Raw genomic sequence first — 22,288 nt, forward strand, 5'->3', positions numbered from 1 at the left:
ACAGCGATGCCGTACGTTGAAAACATGCTGAGGGAACGTCAGGCGGGAAAACCGCAAAAAGGGACAATCCAATTCAACCCTGCTCTATGGTGAACCTATTCCGAAAAGGAGGTTGAACCGATGCTTCGCTCATTTTACTCCGGAATTTCCGGCTTGAGGAACTTCCAGACCAAACTGGACGTGGTTTCCAACAACATCTCCAATGTCAATACCGTCGGCTTTAAAAGTTCCCGGGTGATGTTCCAGGACATCATGAGCCAGACGCTTCAGGGCGCCACCGCTCCGGCAGCTCCAAGAGGAGGCGTTAACCCGAAGCAGGTAGGTTTGGGTGCGACGATTTCTTCCATTGATACCAAGTTTATGAATGGCAGCCCGCAGACCACCAACTATCCGACGGACTTTTTCATTGACGGGGATGGATTCTTCCTGGTCACTGGAGATGGAGGAAATGTGAAATATTTGACACGGGCGGGTAATTTCAAACTGGATGCCAACGGTGATTTGGTGGATACCCGTGGGATGAAAGTGGTGGGAGTCGAGTTGGTTATAGGTAATCCTAGTAACACGTTAGTTCCAAGAATCCAAGCGGGTACGCCGGTTACAGTTCCTAATAACAATCCGGGAACCCCAGCTCAAAATTATTTAGCTATCAATTTGAAGTATGTCCCGGCAGGTGCATATTATTTTGACGCTCAAGCTACACCTCCAGCATATGTACAGGCTTCTGGAAGGACTGGATATGGTATAGCTGTAAAACCATCAGATTTTAAAGGAACGAATGATATCTTGGGACATGACCCAGATGGTGATGGCACTGCAAATACGCCAGTCGAAATCGTTGATTACTCCATTGGTTCAGATGGAACGATTGAGGTTCTAGGTAGTGATGGGGAAAAGTACATTCTTCCATATAAAATTGCAATGGCTGTGGTGCAAAACCCTGAAGGACTACTGAAAGTAGGAAATTCTTTATATCAATATACAGGGAATGCAGATATTGGTAATTTGGAAGATCACATCACGACACCCAATGATCCAAAAACTGGCAGCGGCGCCATCTACAGTGGCTTCCTCGAAATGTCCAACGTGGACCTGTCGGAGGAGTTCACCGAAATGATCATCGCGCAGCGGGGTTTCCAGGCCAACTCCCGGATCATCACCACTTCGGACGAGGTGCTCCAGGAGCTGGTTAACCTCAAGCGTTAAAGCGTGAAGGGAAAGGGTGACGGCGGTTGATTCGCTTGACCAAGCTCAACGGCGCGCCTGTGGGCGTCAACGCCTTGTTCATTGAAACGGTGGAGATGGTTCCCGACACGGTGATCACCCTGACCACCGGCAAAAAAATGATTGTACGCGAAACCATGGAGGAAGTGGCGGAGCGGGTCACGGCGTTTTACCGCCAGGTGGGGCTCGCCGCCGTCACCGTCAGACAGAGTACGGAGGTTGCCGATGACTAAGTTTCGCATGGTATTACTTGTCCTGATTACCGTTTTGCTGCTCATTATTGCCGCCGGGATCTTCCTGCTCTTTGCTTACGGACTGCCAAATGAAGGAGAGTCGCGTCTGGGGGGCAGCGCATCGGCGAAAGGGCCCGATGCCGTGCAGGTGAGGGAGCTGACCTGGACATCGCCCGAGATCAAGACCAATCTCCAGTCGGGGAATCTGGTCCTGGTACAGTATGCCTTTCAGGTGGAAAACAAAAAGGCGGTCGAAGAGTTGGAACTTCGCTCCCATCAGGTAAATGATGCGATCATCTCGCTTCTGCAGGACCAGACGAAAGAGGACTTGCTCAAGTCGGATGGTTCCCAGAAGCTGCGGACGCAGCTTCAGAACAGGCTCAACCAGTTCATGCAGGAAGGAAAAGTGGTTGAGGTGTACACGGTCCAGCAGATTGTGCAGTAGGAAGGGGCGGTATCACCTTGGCGGAAGTACTTTCCCAGGCAGAAATCGATAAACTGCTGGCTGCCTTGACTTCCGGAGAGATGGATGCGGATGAGCTGAAGGAAGAGACGGCGCGCATCCGTCCCTATGATTTCAAACGGGCGCTGCGGATGTCCAAAGAACAAATCCGTTCCCTGACACGGATCAACGAAGGGTATGCCCGTTTGCTGAGTTCCTTTTTTTCCGCACGCTTGCGGGCTTTTGTGGATGTCAAGCTGGAGACGGTGGAACAGTTGCCGTATGAAGAATTTGTCCGTTCCATCCCGAGCCAGACGCTGCTTTTTGTCTTTCAGGCCGAACCGTTGCAGGGGCGGATGGTGCTGGAGGTGCCTCCCAACATCTCCTACGCGATGCTGGATCGGGTATTGGGCGGTCAAGGGTTTGGCAAATACGTACCTTCCAATTATACGGAGATTGACCGCTTGCTCTTGGAGCGGCTGTTTACCAAATCCTTTGAGCATTTTCGCGAGGCATGGACGAATGTGGCCCAACTTTCGCCGCGTGTGGAGACGGTGGAATACAATCCGCAATTTCTGCAGCTGGTATCGGCGAATGAAACGGTGGTGGTCAGCTCTTTCAGCGTGACCATTGGCGACACCAAAGGGTTTATCAATCTGTGCATTCCACACATCGCCCTGGAACCGGTCATCCAGCGCCTTTCCTCGCATTATTTTATGGCCAACCAACAGCGCTTTCGTAAGGAGGGCGACAGCGAACCGATCCGGCTCCAGTTGTTGAACACGACGGTGCAGGTTGTCGTTGAGCTTGGAAGGGCTTCGCTGACTGTCAAGGAACTGCTGGGGATCGAGCCCGGGGATGTGATCACGCTGGATCAATCGATACACCGGCCGTTGCGGGTAAAGGTGGATGGCGAGGTGAAGTTTCTGGGGATCCCCGGGTTAGTCAATCAACGGATGGGCGTGCAAATCGAGGAGTTATTGCGGTCAGGAGGAAAAGAGCATGAGTCATGACGGGATTTTATCGCAGGAAGAAATTGATGCCTTGTTGAACCAGTCGGGCGAGACATCCGATTCTGAAACGCTCGCCTCGGAAGCCCAGCTGACGGAAGTGGAAATCGATGCATTGGGTGAGATCGGAAACATTTCCTACGGTTCATCCGCCACGGCCTTGTCCACCATTCTCTCGCAACGAGTGGAAATCACCACGCCCCAGGTACAGGTAATCAGCAAAGAAAGGCTGCTCGAAGAATTCAATACACCCTATGTGATCCTGCAAGTGGAGTTCACCGAAGGGCTGTTGGGAAAAAACCTGATGGTCCTCAAGATTCGTGACGCTCTCGTGATTGCGAATATCATGATGGGCGGGGATGGTCAGGTGAATGAGGAGGATGAGCTGACCGAGCTTCATCTGAGTGCGGTGCAGGAGGCGATGAACCAGATGATGGGTTCATCGGCCACAGCCATGGCTTCCTTGTACCAGCGGGTCGTCAATATCTCTCCGCCTCAGGCACGGGTTGTGAACATGCAGCAGGAGAGCGATCAACTGGATCTGGAAGATTGGCTGGTCCGCATCGGCTTCAGATTGCGGGTGGGCACACTGATCGACTCCACGATCATGCTCTTGATTCCCCTGAGTTTTGCCAAGGAGATGGTTTCGCTCCTCATATCTCCATCGTCCGCTTCCACTGTTTCCGAGGTGACTGCTGCGACAGAAGTCCCGGCAGCTCCTGCAGGAGCACAGGCAGAACCCGCCTCCAGCGCATCGATGCACGCGGAGGCGTCGGTCCGTCAAAAGGCAACAGCTGTGTCCAGCGAGGCTGGGTATTCGACCAACCATTCACCGGGTGAACTTCGGGCATCGGCTTCCGGTTCGCCGTCGCATCAGTCTCAGGGCGAAACACAACAGATCCCGGTACAAAAACCGGAGTTTACGCCGCTATTTGAACAAAAATCCCAGGTTGAAACGCAAAACCTCGATATATTGATGGACATTCCGCTGCATATCTCCGTGGAGTTGGGCCGGACGAAAAAAATGATCAAGGAAATTTTGGAACTGGCTCCCGGCTCGGTCATTGAACTGGACAAGCTGGCTGGTGAACCGGTGGACATCTATGTCAACCAAAAATTGATCGCCCGCGGTGAAGTTGTGGTCATTGATGAGAATTTCGGCGTTCGGATCACGAACATTCTCGATCCGCGTGAACGACTTCGCAACATTTAATGAAACAAAACGGATTCAACAGGAGGGATTTCCATGTCCGGTCGCATCATGATTGTGGACGATGCAGCATTTATGCGAATGATGCTCAAAGATATCCTCACACGCCACGGGTTCGAAGTGGTCGCGGAAGCTGAAAATGGCTCAGTGGCTGTCGAGATGTATAAAGAGAAGAGACCAGATCTGGTGACGATGGATATTACCATGCCGGAGATGGATGGCGTGACAGCATTGAAGGAGATTCGAAAAATTGATCCGAATGCCCAGGTCGTCATGTGTTCGGCAATGGGACAGCAGGGAATGGTGATAGAAGCGATTCAAAGCGGTGCCAAGGATTTCATTGTCAAGCCCTTTCAGGAGGAAAGGGTGGTTGAAGCGGTGAAAAAAATCCTCGGTAAGGTCAGCTAGAAAGGATTCCCATGAAACGGTCACCTTTGTTCATCCTCTACATCTTTCTGTACATCTTTGCATTGCTCTGGCTGTGGCCACAATGGGGTGTCGCTTCGGCCGACAACCCCTTTGGCGAACGGACGGTGAAGGAGGCGCTGGAGGCTTCCGAGACGACGTCTTCCCAGTCATCGCCTTCCCGGGGCGAAACCGGGCCACAACATGAGCCGTCGCGTCCTGCCGGAGGAATCGGGTATGCCCTTGTCAACATGGTGGCTGCCTTATCCCTGGTTTTGGCGCTGATTTACATATTTTACAGGCTTTTTCTCAGGCGCCAGCGGTTCTTGCGGGAGATCGGAGGCGTGCGGTACCTGGGCGGATTTCCCCTCGGTCCGCAAAAATCACTGCAGATGGTGGAAATTGCGGGAAAAGTGTATGTCCTGGGCGTGGCTGAACAGGTGCACTTGCTGCGCCTGATTGACGATCCGGATGAGAAGGAAACCTTGTTGGCGCAAATCGCCCCGCCAGAGCTTTCTGACCTTCCTTCCACGGAGATCACCAGGCGCTTTTCGGCGAAGCTGGAACGATTGAAGGAGCAGCGGCGCAAGTGGCTGGATCGATTCCTTTCCCGGCAGGCATCTTCCAGGGACGGTGAGGGACGTCCATGAAAAAAATCTGGTGTGTCGGCTTCTTTGTCACCGTCGCCTTTTTCCTCCTGGCTGCGCCGGTATCAGCTGAGCCTCAGGAAGGACAGCAGCTGGCCTTTCCCGGTGTCCAGATCACGGTGGGGAGCGGGGAAGGAACGCCCGACTTGGTGCCGACTTTGCAATTGCTTCTGTTTTTGACCGTCCTCAGCCTGGCGCCGGCGTTTTTGATCCTGATGACCAGTTTTACCCGGATCGTGATTGTTCTCTCCTTTGTCCGCAGCGCCCTCTCGACCCAGATGATTCCACCCAACCAGGTGCTGATCGGCCTGGCGCTGTTTTTGACACTGTTTGTGATGGCGCCGGTGGCGGATGAAATCAACCGCACAGCGTGGCAGCCCTACCAGGCGGGAGAAATATCCCAGCAAGAAGCATTCGAGAAAGCCATCGTGCCGCTGAAGAAATTTATGGCCGCCCATACCCGGGAAAAGGACTTGCTTCTCTTTCTGGATTACACCAATGCGCCGCGGCCCAAGTCGGTAGAGGAAATATCCCTGACCACGCTGATACCGGCGTTCGCCATCAGTGAACTGAAAACCGCCTTTCAAATCGGCTTTATGTTGTTTATTCCGTTTCTGGTGATCGATATGGTGGTGGCCAGTGTCCTGATGGCGATGGGAATGATGATGTTGCCGCCTGTGATGATTTCGTTGCCTTTTAAAATCCTGCTCTTTGTGCTCGTGGATGGCTGGTATCTGGTCGTTGAATCGTTGCTTGTCAGTTTTCGATAGAAGGGATGAGGCACGATGACGAGCGAACTGGTGATGCAATTGGCGAAAAATGCCATTTTCCATGTCTTGATTCTGGCCACTCCGCTGCTCGGGGCTGGCTTGCTCGTCGGGCTGCTTGTCAGTATTTTGCAGGCGACAACGCAAATTCAGGAACAGACACTGGCCTTTATTCCCAAGATCGTCGCCATCCTTCTGTCGCTGCTCTTGTTTGGGCCCTGGATGCTGACGACGATGGTGGATTACACAAAGGAGATGTTTCAACAAATGATCTATTGGATTGGATAAGCGATGGCAGCATGGACCGAGTCCTGGTTTTTATCGATGCTTCTGGTTCTGACGCGGATGACTACCTTTTTTGTCATCTCGCCGCTTTTTGCATACCGGAACGTACCCGTGACGTTCCGGTTGGGGTTGAGCGTGGCGATGGGCTTTTTGGTCATCTCGCAGGTTGACGCAGACCCCGGTCTGGTTCTTGACGGAACCTACCTGGGCTTGATTGTAAAGGAAGCGATGGTCGGGCTGATTCTCGGCTTTACGGCTTCCATGATCTTTGCAGCCATCCAGACGGCAGGCGCGATCGTCGACTTGCAGATGGGTTTTGCCCTGGCCAACCTGGTGGATCCCCAGTCCGGCGTGCCGATGCCCGTGACAGCCAACCTGAAGTTGATCCTGGCGATGCTGTTTTTTCTGGCGATCGATGGGCATCATCAGCTCATCCGCGGCATCATGGCCAGTTTCAAACTGATCCCACTCGGTCAGGCGGGACTGGAGAGCTTTACCATGGATGTGGAATGGCTGGCCCGCTTTTTTGCACAGAGTTTTCTGATCGCGTTGCAAATCGCGGCACCGATGGCGGCGGCCCTGTTTCTTGTCGATCTGGCGATGGGCATCATCGCCCGCACCGTGCCGCAGATGAACTTTTTTGTCATCGGCTTTCCGTTAAAAATGCTGTTTGGCATTCTCGTCTTGTTCCTGGTGATACCCGGATTTTTTGTCGTTTTGACCTGGTTGTACCAGCAGATGTTTGAAGCGATGAGTCAAGTGATGCAACGGTTGGGGATCTGAGATGGCCATGGAAAAAACGGAAAAAGCCACGCCGAGGCGCAGGCAGGAGGCAAGGGAGAAAGGCCAGGTCGCCCGCAGCGGCGACGTGGCGCCGGCCATGATCATCCTGGGCGTGTTTGCGCTGCTCGGGATCATGGGAAGTTTTTTGATGGAAGTGGTAACCGGCCTGTTTCACAGGGATTTGACGGAGTATTTTCACTGGCAGGTTACAGACCGAAGCGTTCAATTGATCCTAACAGAAATGCTCTGGGAGATGGCCAAGATTTTGCTTCCCTTGTTCGGGCTGGTGCTGTTTCTCGGAGTGGCTGGCAACCTGTTGCAGGTGGGCGTGCTTTTTACAACCCAGCCATTGAAAATGGATGTGAACCGCCTGAATCCCGTCGAAGGGATGAAACGAATTTTTTCCTTGCGTGCGTTGGTGGAATTTGTCAAGTCGCTGCTGAAATTCATCGTCATCACGGTGGCGGTGGGCTGGGTGATCTGGCTGGAGCGGGAGGAGTTGATTCTCCTGGCACAGTGGCCGCTCATCGGGACGCTGAAGTATGTCGGCGCCATGGTCGTCAAGACCGGATTGACCGCAGGCGCGCTGCTATTGGTATTGGCGGTGTTTGATTACTTCTACCAAAGGTATGATTATGAGAAAAAACTCCGGATGTCCAAGCAGGAGGTCAAGGATGAGCTGAAACGGACAGAAGGAGATCCGCTGATTCGCAGCCGGATCAAGGAACGCCAGCGGGCTTTGGCGATGCGGCGGATGATGCAGGAAGTGCCACACGCCGATGTAGTCATCACCAACCCGACCCACTATGCGGTGGCGCTCAAATACGACATGGACAAGATGCCTTCGCCGCAAGTGGTGGCCAAGGGGAAAGGCCATGTGGCCCTGCGGATCAGGGAGATTGCCCAAGAACACAACGTCGTGATCGTGGAAAATCCCCCCTTGGCCCGGTTGCTGTATTCCAGTACCGAAGTGGGCGATTGGATTCCTCCCGAGATGTTCCAGGCGGTGGCGGAGGTGCTGGCTTACGTGTATCAAGTGACCGGCAGAACGATTTGAGCTTGCGGGAGTATGTGACGGGGGATAGGGAATGAGAGGAAGGGACGCAAGAAGGCAGGAGGGAGCGCGGTGAAGTTTAAAGATTCGGCCGTTCTGGTGTTTATCGTGTTGATCGTGATCATGCTGGTGATTCCGCTTCCCACCCTGCTGCTGGATTTCCTGATTATCATCAACATGACGCTGGCCCTGGCCATCCTGATGGTGGCGATGAACACCCGGGAGGCGCTGCAGTTTTCGATTTTTCCGACCTTGCTCCTGGTCGCCACGCTGTTCCGGCTGGCGCTCAACGTTTCGACGACACGCGCCATCTTGAGTCAGGGGTATGGCGGGCGCGTCATTGAAGCGTTCGGACATTTTGTCATCGGGGGTAACCCGGTGGTCGGATTCATCATTTTCCTCATTTTGGTATTGATCCAGTTTATCGTCATTACCAAGGGCGCCGAACGCGTGTCGGAGGTGGCGGCTCGCTTCACCCTGGATGCCATGCCGGGAAAACAGATGAGCATTGACGCCGATCTGAATGCCGGCTTGATCACGGAAGCCGAGGCCAGGCAGCGGCGGAAGCAGATTGAAGCTGAGGCTGATTTTTACGGCGCGATGGACGGCGCCAGCAAGTTTGTCAAAGGGGACGCCATTGCCGGGATGATCATCGTGGCGGTGAACATTGTCGGCGGTTTTGTGATCGGGATGCTGATGATGGGTTTGAGCTTTGGCGAATCGCTGCACCGGTTTACCTTGTTATCGGTTGGTGACGGTCTGGTTGCGCAGATTCCGGCCCTCCTCATCTCGACGGCAACGGGCATTGTGGTGACGCGGGCCAGTTCAGAATCCAACCTGGGGGAGGAGATCACATCCCAGCTCACTGCCTATCCGCGGTCCCTGTACATTGTGGCAGGCGTGATTGCCCTGCTGGGTCTCTTGACGCCGATCGGCATCCATAGTACCTGGCCGGTGGCGGCCCTGGTGGCGTTTGCCGCCTGGAGGATGCAGCAGAGCAAAGCGCCCGATGCGCCTTCCACAGAAGAGTCAGCCGTGGAAGAGGGGGCACAGGAGCTCCGGCGTACCGAAAACGTGTATCAGTTGCTTTACACCGATCCAGTTGAATTTGAATTTGGTTACGGCTTGATACCGCTGGCCGACAGCAAACAGGGGGGCGACTTGTTGGACCGGGTGGTCATGATCCGCAGGCAATTGGCGGCGGAGATGGGTTTTGTCCTGCCGGTGGTGCGGATCCGGGACAATATCCAGCTCCACCCGAATGAATATCAGGTGAAAATCAGGGGCACGCGGGTGGCTTCCGGCGAGGTGATGCTGGATCATTATCTGGTGATGGGTCCGGAAGAACAGCTTCAGCAAATTCCTGGCACGGAAACGAAGGATCCGGCTTTTGGCATCCCGGCGCGCTGGGTGCCGCAAGCCCAGCGGGAAGAGGCAGAGCTGGCAGGACTGACGGTGGTGGATCCGCCTTCTGTGATTGCGACCCATCTGACAGAGGTATTCAAGAAACATGCGCACGAACTGCTGAGCCGCCAGGAGACGCAGGCGTTGATCGATCACCTGAAGGAACAACAACCGGCTTTGGTCGAGGAATTGGTTCCCAAGCACCTGAGTGTGGGTGGTGTGCAAAAAGTTCTGGCCAACCTGCTGCGGGAGAAGGTGTCCATTCGCAACCTGGCCTTGATCTTTGAGGCCTTGGCCGACCACGCCAGCTACACGCAGGATCCGGATTTGCTGACGGAATTTGTCCGTCAGGCCCTCTCCCGCCAGATCACGCAACAGTACTGCCCGGATGATGGCATTCTCCGCGTCCTCACTTTTTCGCCTACTCTGGAAAAGAGGCTGGCTGACAGTATCCACCGCAAAGAATCCGGCACGCAATTGGTGCTGGATCCAGCCACCTCGCAGCAATTGTTGCAGCGCCTTTCGGAGCAGATTGCGCGGTTGGCGCAAGGGGGATGGCAGCCGCTGCTTCTGACTTCGCCTGCCTTGCGTCCATATGTGCGGCGTTACCTGGAGAAGTGGTTGCCGGATGTGCCTGTCCTGTCCTATAACGAACTGGAGCCGGATGTGCAAGTCCAAAGTGTGGGAGTGGTTCAACTGTGATCGTCAAAAAATATGTGGCCGATTCGGTCGCGGAAGCGATGAAACAGATTCGCAGCGAGCTGGGGCGCGATGCGGTGATTCTGGATTCCAAGCCGGTCAAGGTGGGCGGCTGGATGGGCCTGTTTGCCAAAAAGAAGGTGGAAGTCATGGCGGCCGTGGATTCACCGGCACCCTCCCAATCATCCCAGGAGCGGATGATGCCGTCTGCTTCCGCCGGCCAACAGCCGTCTGCCGAGCCTGCCCTTCACCGGCAGGTGCTGGCAGAGCTGCGGGAGATGAAGCAGGCTTTTGCGCAGTACGCGCTGCACCATCAGCCGCATTGGCCCGCCGCCCACCGGAAATTGGCCGATTTCCTGATGAGCCAGGACATTCATCCCACACTGGTCTACGATTGGCTGGAACAGGTTCAGTCCCACGTCGCCGGAGACGCCCCATGGGCAGCCGTCCGTCAGTGCGGGGCGGAGACGATCACAAAGTGGCTGAGCGGACACATCGGGCCACCCATCCAGGACGAGACACGAATTGTCCACTTTGTCGGGCCGACAGGCGTCGGGAAAACCACCACCATTGCCAAAATTGCCGCCGATTACGTTTTAAACCGCAGGGTTGCCGTCGGCTTGATCACCATCGACACGTACCGGATAGCGGCCGTCGAGCAATTGCGGACGTATGCCAATATCCTGGACATTCCCATTGAGGTGGTTTTTTCCCCGCAGGAATTCAGGCAGGCGATCCGGCGCCTGGAAAGATGTTCCCTCATCCTCATGGATACGGCGGGCCGCAATTACCTCAATCCCATGCACCTGTCGGAGCTGAAACCTTACCTGCAACACGGCATGCCCAGTGAAACGTATGTCGTCCTGAGCGCTGTCGCCAAAAGCGACGATTTGCTGGCGCTGGCAAAACAGTTTGCCTCGCTGCCGAACCGGAAACTCATTCTCACCAAACTGGATGAGACGTGCAAGTTCGGAAATCTGTTCAACCTGCTGCACCAATGTTCGATGCCGCTGGCCTATTTGACCAATGGGCAGTCGGTCCCCGACGACCTGGCGGTGGCAGAGGCGGAGGCGCTGACCAAGTGGTTGTTGGGGGGATTAGAGGATGACTGATCAGGCGGAGCGGCTGCGGGAGTTGGTTCGGCAGCTGAAGCAGGGCGAGCAGCAGGCATCCTCAGATGCGCGTTTTCAAGGCAGACGGGAAGGCAGTCCGGAAGACGGCCATGCTGCGGTTGCCCGCAGTGGCCCCGAAGCGGCGGCCAAACCAGAGGCTGGCGCCCGGCAAGAGACGAGGGTGGTTGCCATCACAAGCGGCAAGGGGGGAGTCGGAAAAACCAATTTTATCCTGAACTTTGCGCTGGCGTTGCAGCATTTCGGCCGTCGAGTGGTGATCTGGGATGCGGATTTTGGCTTTGCCAATCTGCACGTTCTGATGGGAAAAACGCCCCAAGTCACCCTGCTTTCGCTTCTCCAGGGCGAGGGGGACATCTGGCAAGCCATCTCTCCGGGCATAGGGGGACTGCAATATATTTCGGGCGGTCATGGGATGAAAGAGATGTTTCGCCTGACCGGAGCAAAGCTGGAGCGTTTCATGGCCCAGTTCATGCAATTGCGGGGTTTTGCCGACTACCTGTTGATCGACCTTGGGGCCGGTCTGAGTACGCATAGCCTGAACCTATTGCTTGCGGCCGACGAGATCATCCTGATCGCCACCCCGGAACCGACCTCTTTGACGGATGCCTATGCGGTGTTGAAAATGCTGAACCTGGAGGAAAAAGCATTGCGCGTCCATTTGCTGATCAACCGCGCCAAAAGCGAGAGAGAGGGGGCGTTGGCGCACAAAAAGATGGAAGCCGTCGCCGAACGATTTCTGTCTCTTTCCCTGCATCGCTTCGGTATCTTGCCGGATGATCCGCATGTGGTCAAGGCGGTCTATCAGCAGACCCCTTACCTGATCGCGTACCCGAACAGTCCCATCTCCCGCAGGACCGTGGCTTTGGCGGAGCGCTTCATCCAGTTCAATCCATTTGCCGCTGATTCGGGACAGCCTGCCGATGCTGCCAGATCAAGGCCCAGCTTTTGGAGCCGTTTTCGCCAATTGTTCCATTCCGCACCGTCGATACCACAGGGAAAGAGGTGAGTGTTGTGGATCAGTATATGGAAATGTTTCTCAACGAATCGTATGAGCACTTGGATACCCTGAACCAACTGTTGCTCCAGCTGGAACAGCATCCGGAAGAGGTGGAAGTGGTTCACGAAATGTTCCGTGCCGCTCACACCTTGAAAGGGATGGCGGCAACCATGGGATTTGATCGCTTGGCGGAGTTGACCCACCAAATGGAAAACGTCATGGATCAGCTCCGCAATCATCAATTGGCCGTCACGACGCCGATTTTGGACACCCTGTTTGCGTGCGCCACGGCGCTTGAGACGATGTTGCAGTCGATTGAATCAGGGGCGGGGGATCAGCTGGACACGGCTGATTTGGTGGCCCAGCTGAAAGCCATTGTCTCAGGCGAGACGCCGCCTTCCGGGCAAGCAGAAAAGACCGGGAATGCCCTTGTCGTGCCGGAACCGGAAGCGGCTGCAATCGCCGTCATCAGGGAGGCCCTGGAGCAGGGATTGTTCGCTTACGAGGTTTTGGTCCGCCTGAACGAGCAAACCGCGTTGAAATCGGTGCGCGCCTACATGGTATTCCGGAATCTGGAGGAAATGGGGACCATTGTGGGCAGTTACCCTTCAGCTGATGAGATTGAAAAGGAAAAGTTTGACGATTGGTTCGCCATCTGGCTCATCACCAAGCAGAGCGAAGAGGAGATCAGGGAAGAGATCCTGGAAATCCTGGATGTGACCGACGTCCAGGTGAAGCCTTATCACCCCATGGATGAACAAACGGAATCCCGCACACAAGTGGCCGCGGCGAACGCCGCGGAAACGGCAGCCAGTGCCGCGCGTCAAGAGACTGGCCCTGCTGCGCCTGCGGCTGCGAGAGGAAAATCACAAACCAGGAATCAGACGCTGCGGGTGGATCTGGGCCGGATTGACCGGTTGATGAACCTGATCAGCGAAGTGGTCATCGACCGGAGCCGACTTTCACTGATCTCTTCCCGGCTGAATGATCCGGAACTCGGCGAAACGGTGGATCATTTGCACCGTCTGGTCGGCGAATTGCAGGATGTGGTCTTGAAGCTGCGGATGGTGCCGATTGAAAACATGTTCAACCGTTTCCCGCGGATGATCCGGGATTTGACCCGGGAGTTGAACAAGCAGGTGGAGCTGGAGATGCGTGGCTGGGAGACGGAGCTGGACCGGACGATTATGGATGAAATTTCCGATCTGATGGTCCATTTGATTCGAAATTCTTTAGACCACGGGATTGAGCCGCCGGAGGTTCGCAGGCAACTGGGCAAACCGGAGACAGGAAAGCTGCTGATCGCCGCCTACCAGCGGGGCAACTCGGTGGTAATTGAAGTGGCCGATGATGGCAGGGGAATACAACGCGAAGCAGTGTTGAACAAGGCGATCGAAAAGGGCTTGATCACACCGGAGGAAGGGAAGAGCCTCACCGATTTTCAGGTCTACCAATTTCTCTTCATGGCGGGATTCAGCACGGCCAAGCAAGTGTCGGACATCTCCGGGCGGGGTGTCGGGCTGGACGCGGTGAAGACAAAAATTGAATCATTGGGCGGCAGCGTGTACGTCCACTCCACGCCGGGACAAGGAACCACGTTCAGCCTTGAACTGCCCCTGACGATGTCGATCATTCAAGCGCTGCTGGTCAAGGTTCGGGATGAGACCTACGCGTTGCCCTTGTCCAACGTGATCGAGATTGCCAAGATACCGGCGGCCAAGGTCAAGCAGGTCCATCATGTGGAAATGGTCCCATTTCGCGGGGACTGGATCCCGTTGTTCCGGCTTCATCATTTCCTGGAATTGGAAGTTCCTCCCCATGAGGAGGTCATCTATATCGTCATTCAACAGAGCAAGTCGTATCTTGCTTTGCAAGTGGATGAAACCCTGGGCGAGGAGGAGATTGTGGTCAAGTCGCTGGGAAATTATCTGGGCGCCAGGTTTGGGTTTGCAGGCGCCACCATCATGGGAGACGGCAATGTGGCCCTGATTCTGGACGGGGCGCAGTTTGTGCAGGCGTAGGGCAGTTTGAGCACACGCAAGGACAAAGATCAGCGCGATTTGATGGTTTTCAGGAGAAAGCTCGATTCCGGAAAGTGTTTGATGTGAGGAGGGTATGACGATGCCAGCGGAGGATAAGGTCACTCAGGAACAACAATATGTACTCTTTGAACTGGCTGGCCAGGAATACGGCGTCAATGTGCATCAGGTCTTGTCGATTGAGCGGATCCCAGAAATCACCCGGGTTCCCCGCACGCCTAAATTTGTCATGGGGGTCATGAACCTGCGGGGCGAGGTGCTGCCGGTGATCGATTTGCGCAAGCGGTTCGCGCTCGAGTCGTTTGAAGGAAAAGAGGCACAGCGGGAGCAGCAGCGGATTATCGTGGTCAAGTTGGAGGAGATCACGGTCGGCATGGTGGTGGATATGGTCCGGGATGTGCTCAGCATCTCTGCCGAGCAAATTGAACCGCCTCCTTCTCTTGTCGGGGGCATCCAGGCAGATTATCTGGATGGCATGGCCAAGGTCGGGGAACGCGTGATGGTGCTGTTGAACCTGGAGAAAACCCTGAATCAGAAGGAGTTGACGGAACTGGAAGATTTCAGGGGGTCTATTGGATGAATCCCCCCGAGAGACAAGATTTCCGCTTGGATGTGCTGAGAGAGCTGGGAAATATCGGTTCCGGCCGGGCAGCCACTGCGCTTTCCCAGTTGCTCAACCGCCGGATCCAGATGAAGGTTCCGCAAGTGCAGGTGATGACGTTTTCGGAACTGCTGGATGCGCGCGGTGGAGCTGACATGCCGGTGGCCACTGTCGTCATTGATATACAAGGAGATGTGGAAGGCAGAATGTTTTTCATGCAGGACATCCGTTCCGTGGAGCGGGTGATTGAAGTGGTGCTCGGGGAGCGTGACGGAATCGAGAAGCTGTCAGAAATGGCTTACTCCCTGCTCTTTGAGATGGGGAACATTCTGGTCTCATCTTATTTTTCCGCCCTGTCAGATTTGACAGGTTTGCGCATGTCGGTTACGGTTCCTCGCGTGTCGATTGACATGCTCGGAGCCATTTTGGGTGAAGGGCTGGCGGAGATGGAACAACTGGAAAACAAAGCGATTGTGATTGACGCAGAAATCATTGAAGGGCAGGGTCGGTTCGAAGGGGCATTCTGTTTCATACCGATACCGTCATCAATGGATGTGCTGTTTGGTGCACTGGGAGTGTAGGCATGGAGGAAGTACGATTAATACGGATGGCGGATATGGCTGTCGGGGATAACAGCTGTATCCTTCGCACGATCGGTCTGGGTTCTTGTGTCGGGGTGGTTCTCTTCAACGAGCAATTGAAGGCCGCCGGGATGGCCCATATCATGCTGCCAAGCACGGAGCTGCCGGTATCGCCGGAGATGAAGGCCAAGTACGCGACCACGGCCATTCCAGAGCTCATCAACATGCTGGAGCAAAAAGGAGTCCCCCTCTTGCGCCTCCGCGCCAAGTTAATCGGCGGCGCCCAAATGTTCCGGACACTTGGCGAGCGTCCGGATGCGCTCAATATTGGCCAGCGGAACGTGGAAACCTGCCGGGAATTGCTGAAACAATACCGGATTCCAATCGTCGCTGAGGACGTGGGAGGCAACTATGGACGGACGGTCGAGCATTATTGCGAGACAGGCAGGACGTTTGTCAAAACGGTATTTAAGGGTGAAAGCTGGATATGAGCCAGGGGCGCACTACAAAATCGATCTTGGTGACAGCAGTCTTCGTCAGTGTGATGGTTTTTGTCTTGAATCTCCTGGTCAATCCATGGTGGATCGCGCTATGGCGATGTGTTCAGGCGGCCATTCTTTTTACCCTGATCTTTTTTGCCGTGGATAAATGGCTTCTTCCCTGGATGAAATCAAAAGGTCTGTTGCCGGCAGGCGGAAAAGTGCAGGAGGAAGAAGGGCGGGAGACGCGCGCCGGGCAATTTGTGGATGTGCTTGCCGGCGAAGACCGACAGGAGGAACAGGACTCAAAGCCATAGGCTGACGGGGTGAGGGCTGTGGAGCAAGAACAGTGGCTACAACTATGGGGGCGCTGGAAAGAGACGAATGACCCTAAGGTACGGGAAGAACTCGTGAAAGCATGTGCTCCATTGGTGCAACGTCAAGTCAGAGCCTTTTTTACCACGCCGGTGCTGGATGAGGAAGACTTGTTCAGCATCGGCATGATCGGGGTATGGGACGCGTTGGAAAAATATGATCCTGCGCGCGGGGTGCGTTTTGAGACCTTTGCAACCTGGCGGATTCGCGGCGCCATTTTGGATGAGTTACGGAAGCTGGACTGGCTGCCGCGGGGAAAACGCGAGCGAACCCGGCAGTTGACACAGGCATATGAAGAGCTGGAGCAGGCGAAGATGCGCCACGTGAGGGACGAAGAGGTGGCCGAATACCTCGGGATTCAGCTGGAGGAATTGCACCGGCAACTGCTCCGGAGCCAACAGTCCCAGTGGCAGTCACTGGAAGCTGCAGAAGAGGAATTTTCGATGCTGGAAAGGCTGAAGGACGAAAACCTGCCTGAGCTGTCGCAGCTCGTCCACCAACAGGAGGTGCAAGAACTTCTGGCCCAATGCATCCAGCGGCTTCCGGAAAAGGAGCGCCTCGTGCTGACCTTGTATTATTATGAGGAGTTAACCCCTCAGGAGATTGCCCGCGTGATGAATCTGTCGGCCGCCAGAATTTCGCAGCTTCATAAGAAGGCGATCTTCCGCCTGCGGGGGATGTTGGGGAAGAAAAAGTCGTATATTTACGGGCATGGGTAAACGGATTGCAGGAAGAGTGTAGGAAGAGAGCCGATGGAAGAGGTGGGACATGATGGAACAATTGACGCTGATTTTCTCTTTACTGGCCCTCCTCATCAGTGTGGCAGCCTATTTTAGGGTCCAAAAGGAATTCAAGGTCCATGAGCAGAAAGTGGCGGCTTCGTTGGAAACGGTGCTGGATGAGCTGGAAGCTGAAAACAGGCGGTTCATCCAGGCGCTTCAAAACCTTCATCAGGAGACCCTTCGGCAGCAGGAAGAAACGCAAGATGCCCCCCCTCCCTCCCATCTGAGCCAATACCAGGAAACGGCTGGACAACAAGAAACGATAACAGAACAGGGCACGGCCTCCACATTTCAGCATTTGCTGAAAGAGGTACTGGCGATGAAACAGCAAGGCAAAAGTGACGCGGAAATTGCCCGGCAAATGAACCGCGGTGTCGGCGAAATCCAATTCATCTTGCAGTCGGCAGCCTATCAGCAGAGAAAGCGAACGTGACATTTTTTTGATACCTTTGCACGCGGCGGCATGATGATTGCTTACAGCTTTCCTTTGTGCTATGATGAAGCGTGTGAAAAACACACGTAGCGGATTCTTCCAGTGGTGCTTTCTATTTATTAAAGTTCTGGAAGAAGAGGAAGCTGCGGAGGAGACAACCATGTTTGAGGGAGGAACAAGATGTCGATCATTTCAATGAAACAATTGTTGGAGGCAGGTGTCCATTTCGGTCACCAAACGCGCCGTTGGAACCCAAAAATGGCAAAGTACATTTTTGCGGAACGGAACGGCATTTACATCATTGACCTGCAGAAAACGGTCAAGATGCTGGAAGAAGCTTACCAGTTTGTCCGCAGCCTGGTTGCCGACGGTGGGAAGATCCTTTTTGTCGGAACGAAAAAGCAGGCGCAGGATTCGATTCGGGATGAGGCCGAGCGTTGCGGGATGTATTACATCAATCACCGCTGGCTTGGCGGGACCCTGACCAACTTTGCCACCATTAAAAAGCGGATTGAGAGGCTGCACCAGTTGGAGGAAATGGAGACGGACGGCACGTTTGACGTATTGCCGAAAAAGGAAGTCATCCTGCTTCGCAAGGAAAAGGAACGCCTGACCAAGTTTTTGGGTGGCATCAAGGAGATGAAGCAACTTCCGGATGCCGTTTACATTGTCGACCCGAGAAAAGAACGGATTGCCATTGCAGAGGCGAGGAAACTGGAAATCCCAATCATTGCCATTGTGGATACCAACTGCGATCCGGATGAAGTGGATTACGTCATTCCGGGGAACGATGACGCCATTCGGGCTGTCAAGCTGATCACATCCAAGATGGCGGATGCTGTGCTCGAAGGAAAGCACGGAGAGGAAACCACCACTGCATCTTGAACACACCAAAAGCGTGAGCGTGTGAGAAAGCGATGCAGCAAGCCATGTAAAAAAAGGGTGGCACAGGATGGGGACGGCCATTCTTTGCCACCTTTTTGATGTTGCATATACTATGTGAGAAGGGGCGTGTCAATCCGATGCAGATCACGGCAGGAATGGTGAAAGAGCTGCGCGAGAAGACGGGTGCCGGGATGATGGATTGCAAAAAGGCACTGACCGAAGCAGGCGGAGACATGGAGCGGGCAGTTGAAATCCTGCGTGAAAAAGGTTTGGCGGCAGCGGCCAAAAAAGCCGGCCGCATTGCGACAGAGGGCCTTGTCGAATCCTACATACACGCCGGAGGGCGGATTGGCGTCCTGGTCGAGGTGAACTGCGAGACCGATTTCGTCGCCAAAACAGAAGAGTTTAAAAGCTTTGTAAAAGATATTGCGATGCAAATCGCTGCTGCCAAACCTTCCTACATCCGCAAGGATGAGGTGCCTGCCGAGGAAGTGGAAAAAGAACGGAGCATTTTGCGGGCGCAAGCATTAAATGAAGGAAAGCCTGAACATATCGTGGAAAAGATGGTGGAAGGACGGCTGGAAAAATACTTTAAAGAGATCTGCCTGCTGGAGCAGCCGTTCATCAAAGATCCGGACAAGTCGATTGATCAGTTGTTAAAGGAAACCATCGCCAAAATCGGAGAGAACATTTCGATTCGCCGCTTTGCCCGTTTTGAGTTGGGAGAGGGCCTGGAGAAAAAACAGGAAAATTTTGCTGAAGAAGTGATGGCCCAGATCAAATCAAACTGATTCGATGATGATTTTTTAATGATGATGCCGATGATTTAATGATGATTCGTTTGAAAACATACGAATTCAGGGAGAAAGGAGGCACAGGCGTGTCTCCTTTTCCGCAGATCCTGTGATAAGCCTAGCACGGGGGGAAGATAACGTGGCGCAACCTGTATATCGTCGTGTCGTATTGAAATTAAGCGGGGAGGCGTTGGCCGGCAAACAGGAATTTGGGATAGACCCCGGCATGATTCAGGCAATTGCCACGAAAATTCAGGAAATCGTGGAAATGGGAGTTCAGGTGGCGATTGTCGTCGGGGGAGGAAACATCTGGAGAGGCGTTTCCGGCAGTGCACAGGGAATGGATCGGGCGACCGCCGATTACATGGGAATGCTGGCCACGGTGATCAATGCCTTGGCTTTGCAAGATGCCCTTGAACAACATGGCGTGCCTACCCGGGTGCAAACCTCGATCGAGATGCGGCAGGTCGCAGAGCCGTACATACGTCGCAGGGCGATTCGCCATCTGGAAAAAGGCCGTGTCGTCATTTTTGCAGCAGGAACGGGAAATCCTTATTTTTCGACGGATACCACAGCGGCCTTGCGGGCCGCCGAGATTGAGGCGGAAGTCATCCTCATGGCCAAGAACAAGGTGGATGGGATTTACTCCGCTGACCCGAAGACGGTGGCCCATGCCAAGAAATACGACGTGTTGACCTTTTTGGATGTCCTCAACCAGGGGCTTGGCGTCATGGATTCGACAGCCTCCTCCCTCTGCATGGACAACAACATTCCCCTCGTGGTATTCTCTATAGAAGATGTGGGAAATATTAAACGCGTGATTCTCGGTGAAAAAATCGGCACGATGGTGAGGGGGAGTTTTTGATGTCATTGCCGATTAAAGAGAAAATGGAGAAGACGATCGAAACGTTAAAAAGAGAATTGATCAGTGTTCGGGCGGGCCGGGCGACCCCGGCGTTGCTGGATCGGGTGAGTGTCGATTATTATGGCACGCCTACGCCGGTGAACCAGCTCGCCAACATCACAGTGCCAGAACCGCGTCTGTTGGTGATTCAACCCTGGGATAAGGGGATCATCCAGGAGATTGAAAAAGCGATTCAAAAGTCCGATCTTGGATTGAACCCGATGAACGACGGTTCTGTGATTCGGATTGTCATTCCCCCGATGACAGAGGAACGACGGCTCGAGCTGGTGAAACTGGTTCGCAAAATGGGCGAGGACGCCAAGGTTGCCATCCGGAATCTGCGGCGTGATGCCAACGATGAGATCAGAAAGCAGGAAAAGGCCGGCGAACTGTCGACCGATGAATCTCGCCGCAAGCAGGATGAAGTGCAGAAGCTCACGGATCAGTACATTCAAGAAGTGGATAAATTAGTGCGCGACAAGGAACAGGAGATTATGGAGGTATAAAGGCCTGCTTCCGGGGCGTATGGATATAGAACAGGGATATTGAAACGGTAAATGGGGGACAGGCAATGGGACACCCGCCGAAGATGGAGTTTTCCGTCATTCCGCAGCACGTTGCGATCATCATGGATGGGAACGGACGCTGGGCAAAAAAAAGAGGCCTTCCCCGTGTGGCTGGACACCGTGCCGGGATGCAAAGGGTCAAAGAGATCACCAAAGCCTGCGATGAACTCGGAATCGGTTATCTGACATTATATGCATTCTCTACGGAAAACTGGAAACGCCCGCAAGAAGAAGTCAATTTTCTGATGCGATTGCCCGAGGAATTCTTGCGCCGGGAACTGGGGGAACTGGTGAAAAAGAATGTCAGGTTGCAATTGTTGGGTGATGAGCGGGCGCTTCCCGAACACACCCGCAGGGCCATTCAGGAAGGAATTGACGCCACCCGGGACAATACCGGTCTTGTGCTGAGTTTTGCGTTGAATTACGGTGGGCGCGCCGAATTGCTGCAGGCAGTGTTCCAGATGATGCAAGAGGTGAAGGCGGGAACCTTTGATGCCTCAACGTTGACGGAGGAAGACATTCGCTGCCGATTGTACACGGCCCTTTTGCCAGATCCAGATTTGCTCATTCGAACCAGCGGTGAATTACGGATCAGCAACTTTTTGTTATGGCAGATAGCCTACACGGAATTGTATTTTACGGAGGTATGTTGGCCGGATTTTACCAAAGAACACCTGCTTGAAGCGATCGCGTCCTACCAGAGTCGCGTTCGGCGGTATGGGATGGTCAGAGAGAATGAGGTGTGAGGTTTGAGAAAGCGAATTTGGACAGGGCTGATCGGCGGCACAGCGTTATTGGCTTTCCTGTATCTGGGCGGGATTTGGTATGCCGTTGTGATCTTCGGCCTGGCGGTTTTTGCGTATGATGAATGGAACCGCTTGCGCCGCATCCCCCGCCTGGGTGGCCTGTACTTGATCGGAGCCTTTTTTTTGTTTCTTTTCTTCATTTGGGCTAGCGGACTTCTACATTACCATCCGGTTTTTCTGAGCCTGCTCGTTTTGCTCTTCATGTCGCTGCCCGTATTCACAAAAAACCGGACGGATGTGACGGACATTGCCCATGTCCTGCTTGGCCTTTTCTATATCGGCTTGGGATTTTCGGCGATGCTGGCCACACGTCTCCTGGAGAGCGGCCTGACCTTGAGCCTGTTGCTTTTACTGGGAACCTGGGCGAACGACACCATGGCTTATTTGATAGGCAAGCGCTGGGGAAAGAACAAGTTATGGCCGTCCATCAGTCCGAATAAAACAGTGGAGGGCTCGCTGGCCGGTGTGATTGCCTCACTGTTGGTCAGCCTGCTTTTTTCTCCCTTTGTGCCGATATCCACGCTGGAGCTGCTTGTGGTGGGTCTGTTGATCGGCGTGGCAGGGCAGTTCGGCGATTTAATGGAATCTGCCACGAAACGTTCCTTTCAGGTAAAGGATACGGGATGGATCCTTCCTGGGCATGGGGGCGTGCTGGATCGTTTTGACAGTTTGCTGGTTGTTTTTCCGCTCGTCTACTACATTCTTTGGTACAGTTAGATGCGCTTCATTTTTGTAACGGAGGATACTTGG

27 protein-coding genes are annotated in these 22,288 nt (G+C 54.1%); all 27 read left to right on the forward strand.

Annotation, left to right across the window (positions count from 1 at the left end; translation table 11 throughout):
- The first annotated feature begins 120 nt into the window (after positions 1-120).
- The 27 genes from BAA01_08220 (at position 121) to BAA01_08350 (ending at position 22,255) form a co-directional block, all read left to right on the forward strand.
- Positions 121-1,206 (forward strand): hypothetical protein, encoded by a 1,086-nt coding sequence (locus tag BAA01_08220; GenBank protein OUM88347.1) that lies wholly within the window; start codon positions 121-123, stop codon positions 1,204-1,206.
- 26 nt (positions 1,207-1,232) lie between these two features.
- Positions 1,233-1,457 carry a hypothetical protein gene (locus tag BAA01_08225; protein ID OUM88348.1) on the forward strand — a complete coding sequence of 75 codons (225 nt, stop codon included), beginning with the start codon at positions 1,233-1,235 and terminating at the stop codon, positions 1,455-1,457.
- Positions 1,450-1,902: a hypothetical protein gene (locus tag BAA01_08230; protein ID OUM88349.1), complete on the forward strand. Its 453-nt coding sequence runs from the start codon at positions 1,450-1,452 to the stop codon at positions 1,900-1,902. The genes BAA01_08225 and BAA01_08230 overlap by 8 nt, the downstream gene beginning before the upstream one ends.
- A 17-nt stretch (positions 1,903-1,919) precedes the next feature.
- Entirely contained in the window at positions 1,920-2,912 is a 993-nt protein-coding gene (locus tag BAA01_08235) for a flagellar motor switch protein FliM (GenBank protein ID OUM88350.1), read from the forward strand.
- On the forward strand, positions 2,902-4,122 hold the full coding sequence (locus BAA01_08240; protein OUM88351.1) for a hypothetical protein: 1,221 nt from the start codon (positions 2,902-2,904) through the stop codon (positions 4,120-4,122). The genes BAA01_08235 and BAA01_08240 overlap by 11 nt, the downstream gene beginning before the upstream one ends.
- Before the next feature lie 33 nt (positions 4,123-4,155).
- Positions 4,156-4,527, forward strand: a complete 372-nt coding sequence (locus BAA01_08245) for a two-component system response regulator (GenBank protein OUM88352.1) — start codon at positions 4,156-4,158, stop codon at positions 4,525-4,527.
- 11 nt (positions 4,528-4,538) lie between these two features.
- A complete protein-coding gene (locus BAA01_08250; GenBank protein ID OUM88353.1) occupies positions 4,539-5,174 on the forward strand; it encodes a hypothetical protein in 636 nt (211 codons plus the stop codon).
- Positions 5,171-5,941, forward strand: a complete 771-nt coding sequence (locus BAA01_08255; GenBank protein OUM88354.1) for a flagellar biosynthetic protein FliP — start codon at positions 5,171-5,173, stop codon at positions 5,939-5,941. The genes BAA01_08250 and BAA01_08255 overlap by 4 nt, the downstream gene beginning before the upstream one ends.
- A gap of 15 nt (positions 5,942-5,956) precedes the next feature.
- Positions 5,957-6,226 carry an EscS/YscS/HrcS family type III secretion system export apparatus protein gene (locus BAA01_08260; GenBank protein OUM88355.1) on the forward strand — a complete coding sequence of 90 codons (270 nt, stop codon included), beginning with the start codon at positions 5,957-5,959 and terminating at the stop codon, positions 6,224-6,226.
- A gap of 3 nt (positions 6,227-6,229) precedes the next feature.
- Positions 6,230-7,006 (forward strand): flagellar biosynthetic protein FliR, encoded by a 777-nt coding sequence (locus BAA01_08265; GenBank protein ID OUM88356.1) that lies wholly within the window; start codon positions 6,230-6,232, stop codon positions 7,004-7,006.
- A 1-nt stretch (position 7,007) separates the two neighbouring features.
- Positions 7,008-8,063, forward strand: a complete 1,056-nt coding sequence (locus BAA01_08270; GenBank protein OUM88357.1) for a flagellar biosynthesis protein FlhB — start codon at positions 7,008-7,010, stop codon at positions 8,061-8,063.
- A 69-nt stretch (positions 8,064-8,132) separates the two neighbouring features.
- A complete protein-coding gene (locus BAA01_08275) occupies positions 8,133-10,166 on the forward strand; it encodes a flagellar biosynthesis protein FlhA (protein ID OUM88358.1) in 2,034 nt (677 codons plus the stop codon).
- Positions 10,163-11,275, forward strand: a complete 1,113-nt coding sequence (locus BAA01_08280; GenBank protein ID OUM88359.1) for a flagellar biosynthesis protein FlhF — start codon at positions 10,163-10,165, stop codon at positions 11,273-11,275. The genes BAA01_08275 and BAA01_08280 overlap by 4 nt, the downstream gene beginning before the upstream one ends.
- On the forward strand, positions 11,268-12,302 hold the full coding sequence (locus BAA01_08285; GenBank protein ID OUM88360.1) for a hypothetical protein: 1,035 nt from the start codon (positions 11,268-11,270) through the stop codon (positions 12,300-12,302). The genes BAA01_08280 and BAA01_08285 overlap by 8 nt, the downstream gene beginning before the upstream one ends.
- 17 nt (positions 12,303-12,319) lie before the next feature.
- On the forward strand, positions 12,320-14,314 hold the full coding sequence (locus BAA01_08290; GenBank protein ID OUM88406.1) for a hypothetical protein: 1,995 nt from the start codon (positions 12,320-12,322) through the stop codon (positions 14,312-14,314).
- 100 nt (positions 14,315-14,414) lie between these two features.
- Positions 14,415-14,912: a chemotaxis protein CheW gene (locus BAA01_08295; GenBank protein ID OUM88361.1), complete on the forward strand. Its 498-nt coding sequence runs from the start codon at positions 14,415-14,417 to the stop codon at positions 14,910-14,912.
- On the forward strand, positions 14,909-15,514 hold the full coding sequence (locus tag BAA01_08300) for a hypothetical protein (GenBank protein ID OUM88362.1): 606 nt from the start codon (positions 14,909-14,911) through the stop codon (positions 15,512-15,514). The genes BAA01_08295 and BAA01_08300 overlap by 4 nt, the downstream gene beginning before the upstream one ends.
- A 2-nt stretch (positions 15,515-15,516) precedes the next feature.
- Entirely contained in the window at positions 15,517-16,005 is a 489-nt protein-coding gene (locus BAA01_08305) for a hypothetical protein (GenBank protein ID OUM88363.1), read from the forward strand.
- The gene (locus BAA01_08310; protein OUM88364.1) at positions 16,002-16,310 is read left to right on the forward strand and encodes a hypothetical protein; all 309 of its coding nucleotides are present in this window, start codon (positions 16,002-16,004) and stop codon (positions 16,308-16,310) included. Before BAA01_08305 ends, BAA01_08310 begins: the two co-directional genes overlap by 4 nt.
- Before the next feature lie 93 nt (positions 16,311-16,403).
- The gene (locus BAA01_08315; GenBank protein ID OUM88365.1) at positions 16,404-17,087 is read left to right on the forward strand and encodes a hypothetical protein; all 684 of its coding nucleotides are present in this window, start codon (positions 16,404-16,406) and stop codon (positions 17,085-17,087) included.
- Positions 17,088-17,139: 52 nt separating this feature from the next.
- Complete coding sequence (locus tag BAA01_08320; GenBank protein ID OUM88366.1) at positions 17,140-17,583, forward strand: hypothetical protein; 444 nt, start codon at positions 17,140-17,142, stop codon at positions 17,581-17,583.
- 180 nt (positions 17,584-17,763) lie between these two features.
- A complete protein-coding gene (locus tag BAA01_08325) occupies positions 17,764-18,468 on the forward strand; it encodes a 30S ribosomal protein S2 (GenBank protein ID OUM88367.1) in 705 nt (234 codons plus the stop codon).
- 137 nt (positions 18,469-18,605) lie between these two features.
- The gene (gene tsf / locus BAA01_08330; GenBank protein ID OUM88368.1) at positions 18,606-19,259 is read left to right on the forward strand and encodes an elongation factor Ts; all 654 of its coding nucleotides are present in this window, start codon (positions 18,606-18,608) and stop codon (positions 19,257-19,259) included.
- 142 nt (positions 19,260-19,401) lie between these two features.
- Entirely contained in the window at positions 19,402-20,127 is a 726-nt protein-coding gene (locus BAA01_08335; GenBank protein OUM88369.1) for a UMP kinase, read from the forward strand.
- Positions 20,127-20,672: a ribosome recycling factor gene (locus tag BAA01_08340; protein ID OUM88370.1), complete on the forward strand. Its 546-nt coding sequence runs from the start codon at positions 20,127-20,129 to the stop codon at positions 20,670-20,672. Before BAA01_08335 ends, BAA01_08340 begins: the two co-directional genes overlap by 1 nt.
- 83 nt (positions 20,673-20,755) lie before the next feature.
- Positions 20,756-21,478, forward strand: coding sequence for an isoprenyl transferase (locus tag BAA01_08345; protein OUM88407.1), 723 nt, complete (start codon positions 20,756-20,758; stop codon positions 21,476-21,478).
- Positions 21,479-21,481: 3 nt separating this feature from the next.
- Positions 21,482-22,255, forward strand: coding sequence for a hypothetical protein (locus BAA01_08350; GenBank protein OUM88371.1), 774 nt, complete (start codon positions 21,482-21,484; stop codon positions 22,253-22,255).
- Positions 22,256-22,288: the final 33 nt, after the last annotated feature.

Origin of the sequence: Bacillus thermozeamaize (assembly GCA_002159075.1) — a bacterium.
Classification (GTDB): Bacteria; Bacillota; Bacilli; order ZCTH02-B2; family ZCTH02-B2; genus Bacillus_BB; species Bacillus_BB thermozeamaize.

Excerpts from the sequence above, each read along its gene's own strand:
- BAA01_08220 (OUM88347.1), top strand. The coding sequence starts at position 121 with ATGCTTCGCTCATTTTACTCCGGAATTTCCGGCTTGAGGAACTTCCAG.
- BAA01_08230 (OUM88349.1), top strand. The coding sequence starts at position 1,450 with ATGACTAAGTTTCGCATGGTATTACTTGTCCTGATTACCGTTTTGCTG.
- BAA01_08240 (OUM88351.1), top strand. The coding sequence starts at position 2,902 with ATGAGTCATGACGGGATTTTATCGCAGGAAGAAATTGATGCCTTGTTG.
- BAA01_08245 (OUM88352.1), top strand. The coding sequence starts at position 4,156 with ATGTCCGGTCGCATCATGATTGTGGACGATGCAGCATTTATGCGAATG.
- BAA01_08250 (OUM88353.1), top strand. The coding sequence starts at position 4,539 with ATGAAACGGTCACCTTTGTTCATCCTCTACATCTTTCTGTACATCTTT.
- BAA01_08255 (OUM88354.1), top strand. The coding sequence starts at position 5,171 with ATGAAAAAAATCTGGTGTGTCGGCTTCTTTGTCACCGTCGCCTTTTTC.
- BAA01_08260 (OUM88355.1), top strand. The coding sequence starts at position 5,957 with ATGACGAGCGAACTGGTGATGCAATTGGCGAAAAATGCCATTTTCCAT.
- BAA01_08265 (OUM88356.1), top strand. The coding sequence starts at position 6,230 with ATGGCAGCATGGACCGAGTCCTGGTTTTTATCGATGCTTCTGGTTCTG.
- BAA01_08270 (OUM88357.1), top strand. The coding sequence starts at position 7,008 with ATGGCCATGGAAAAAACGGAAAAAGCCACGCCGAGGCGCAGGCAGGAG.
- BAA01_08285 (OUM88360.1), top strand. The coding sequence starts at position 11,268 with ATGACTGATCAGGCGGAGCGGCTGCGGGAGTTGGTTCGGCAGCTGAAG.
- BAA01_08290 (OUM88406.1), top strand. The coding sequence starts at position 12,320 with ATGGAAATGTTTCTCAACGAATCGTATGAGCACTTGGATACCCTGAAC.
- BAA01_08295 (OUM88361.1), top strand. The coding sequence starts at position 14,415 with ATGCCAGCGGAGGATAAGGTCACTCAGGAACAACAATATGTACTCTTT.
- BAA01_08300 (OUM88362.1), top strand. The coding sequence starts at position 14,909 with ATGAATCCCCCCGAGAGACAAGATTTCCGCTTGGATGTGCTGAGAGAG.
- BAA01_08305 (OUM88363.1), top strand. The coding sequence starts at position 15,517 with ATGGAGGAAGTACGATTAATACGGATGGCGGATATGGCTGTCGGGGAT.
- BAA01_08310 (OUM88364.1), top strand. The coding sequence starts at position 16,002 with ATGAGCCAGGGGCGCACTACAAAATCGATCTTGGTGACAGCAGTCTTC.
- BAA01_08320 (OUM88366.1), top strand. The coding sequence starts at position 17,140 with ATGGAACAATTGACGCTGATTTTCTCTTTACTGGCCCTCCTCATCAGT.
- BAA01_08325 (OUM88367.1), top strand. The coding sequence starts at position 17,764 with ATGTCGATCATTTCAATGAAACAATTGTTGGAGGCAGGTGTCCATTTC.
- tsf (OUM88368.1), top strand. The coding sequence starts at position 18,606 with ATGCAGATCACGGCAGGAATGGTGAAAGAGCTGCGCGAGAAGACGGGT.
- BAA01_08340 (OUM88370.1), top strand. The coding sequence starts at position 20,127 with ATGTCATTGCCGATTAAAGAGAAAATGGAGAAGACGATCGAAACGTTA.
- BAA01_08345 (OUM88407.1), top strand. The coding sequence starts at position 20,756 with ATGGAGTTTTCCGTCATTCCGCAGCACGTTGCGATCATCATGGATGGG.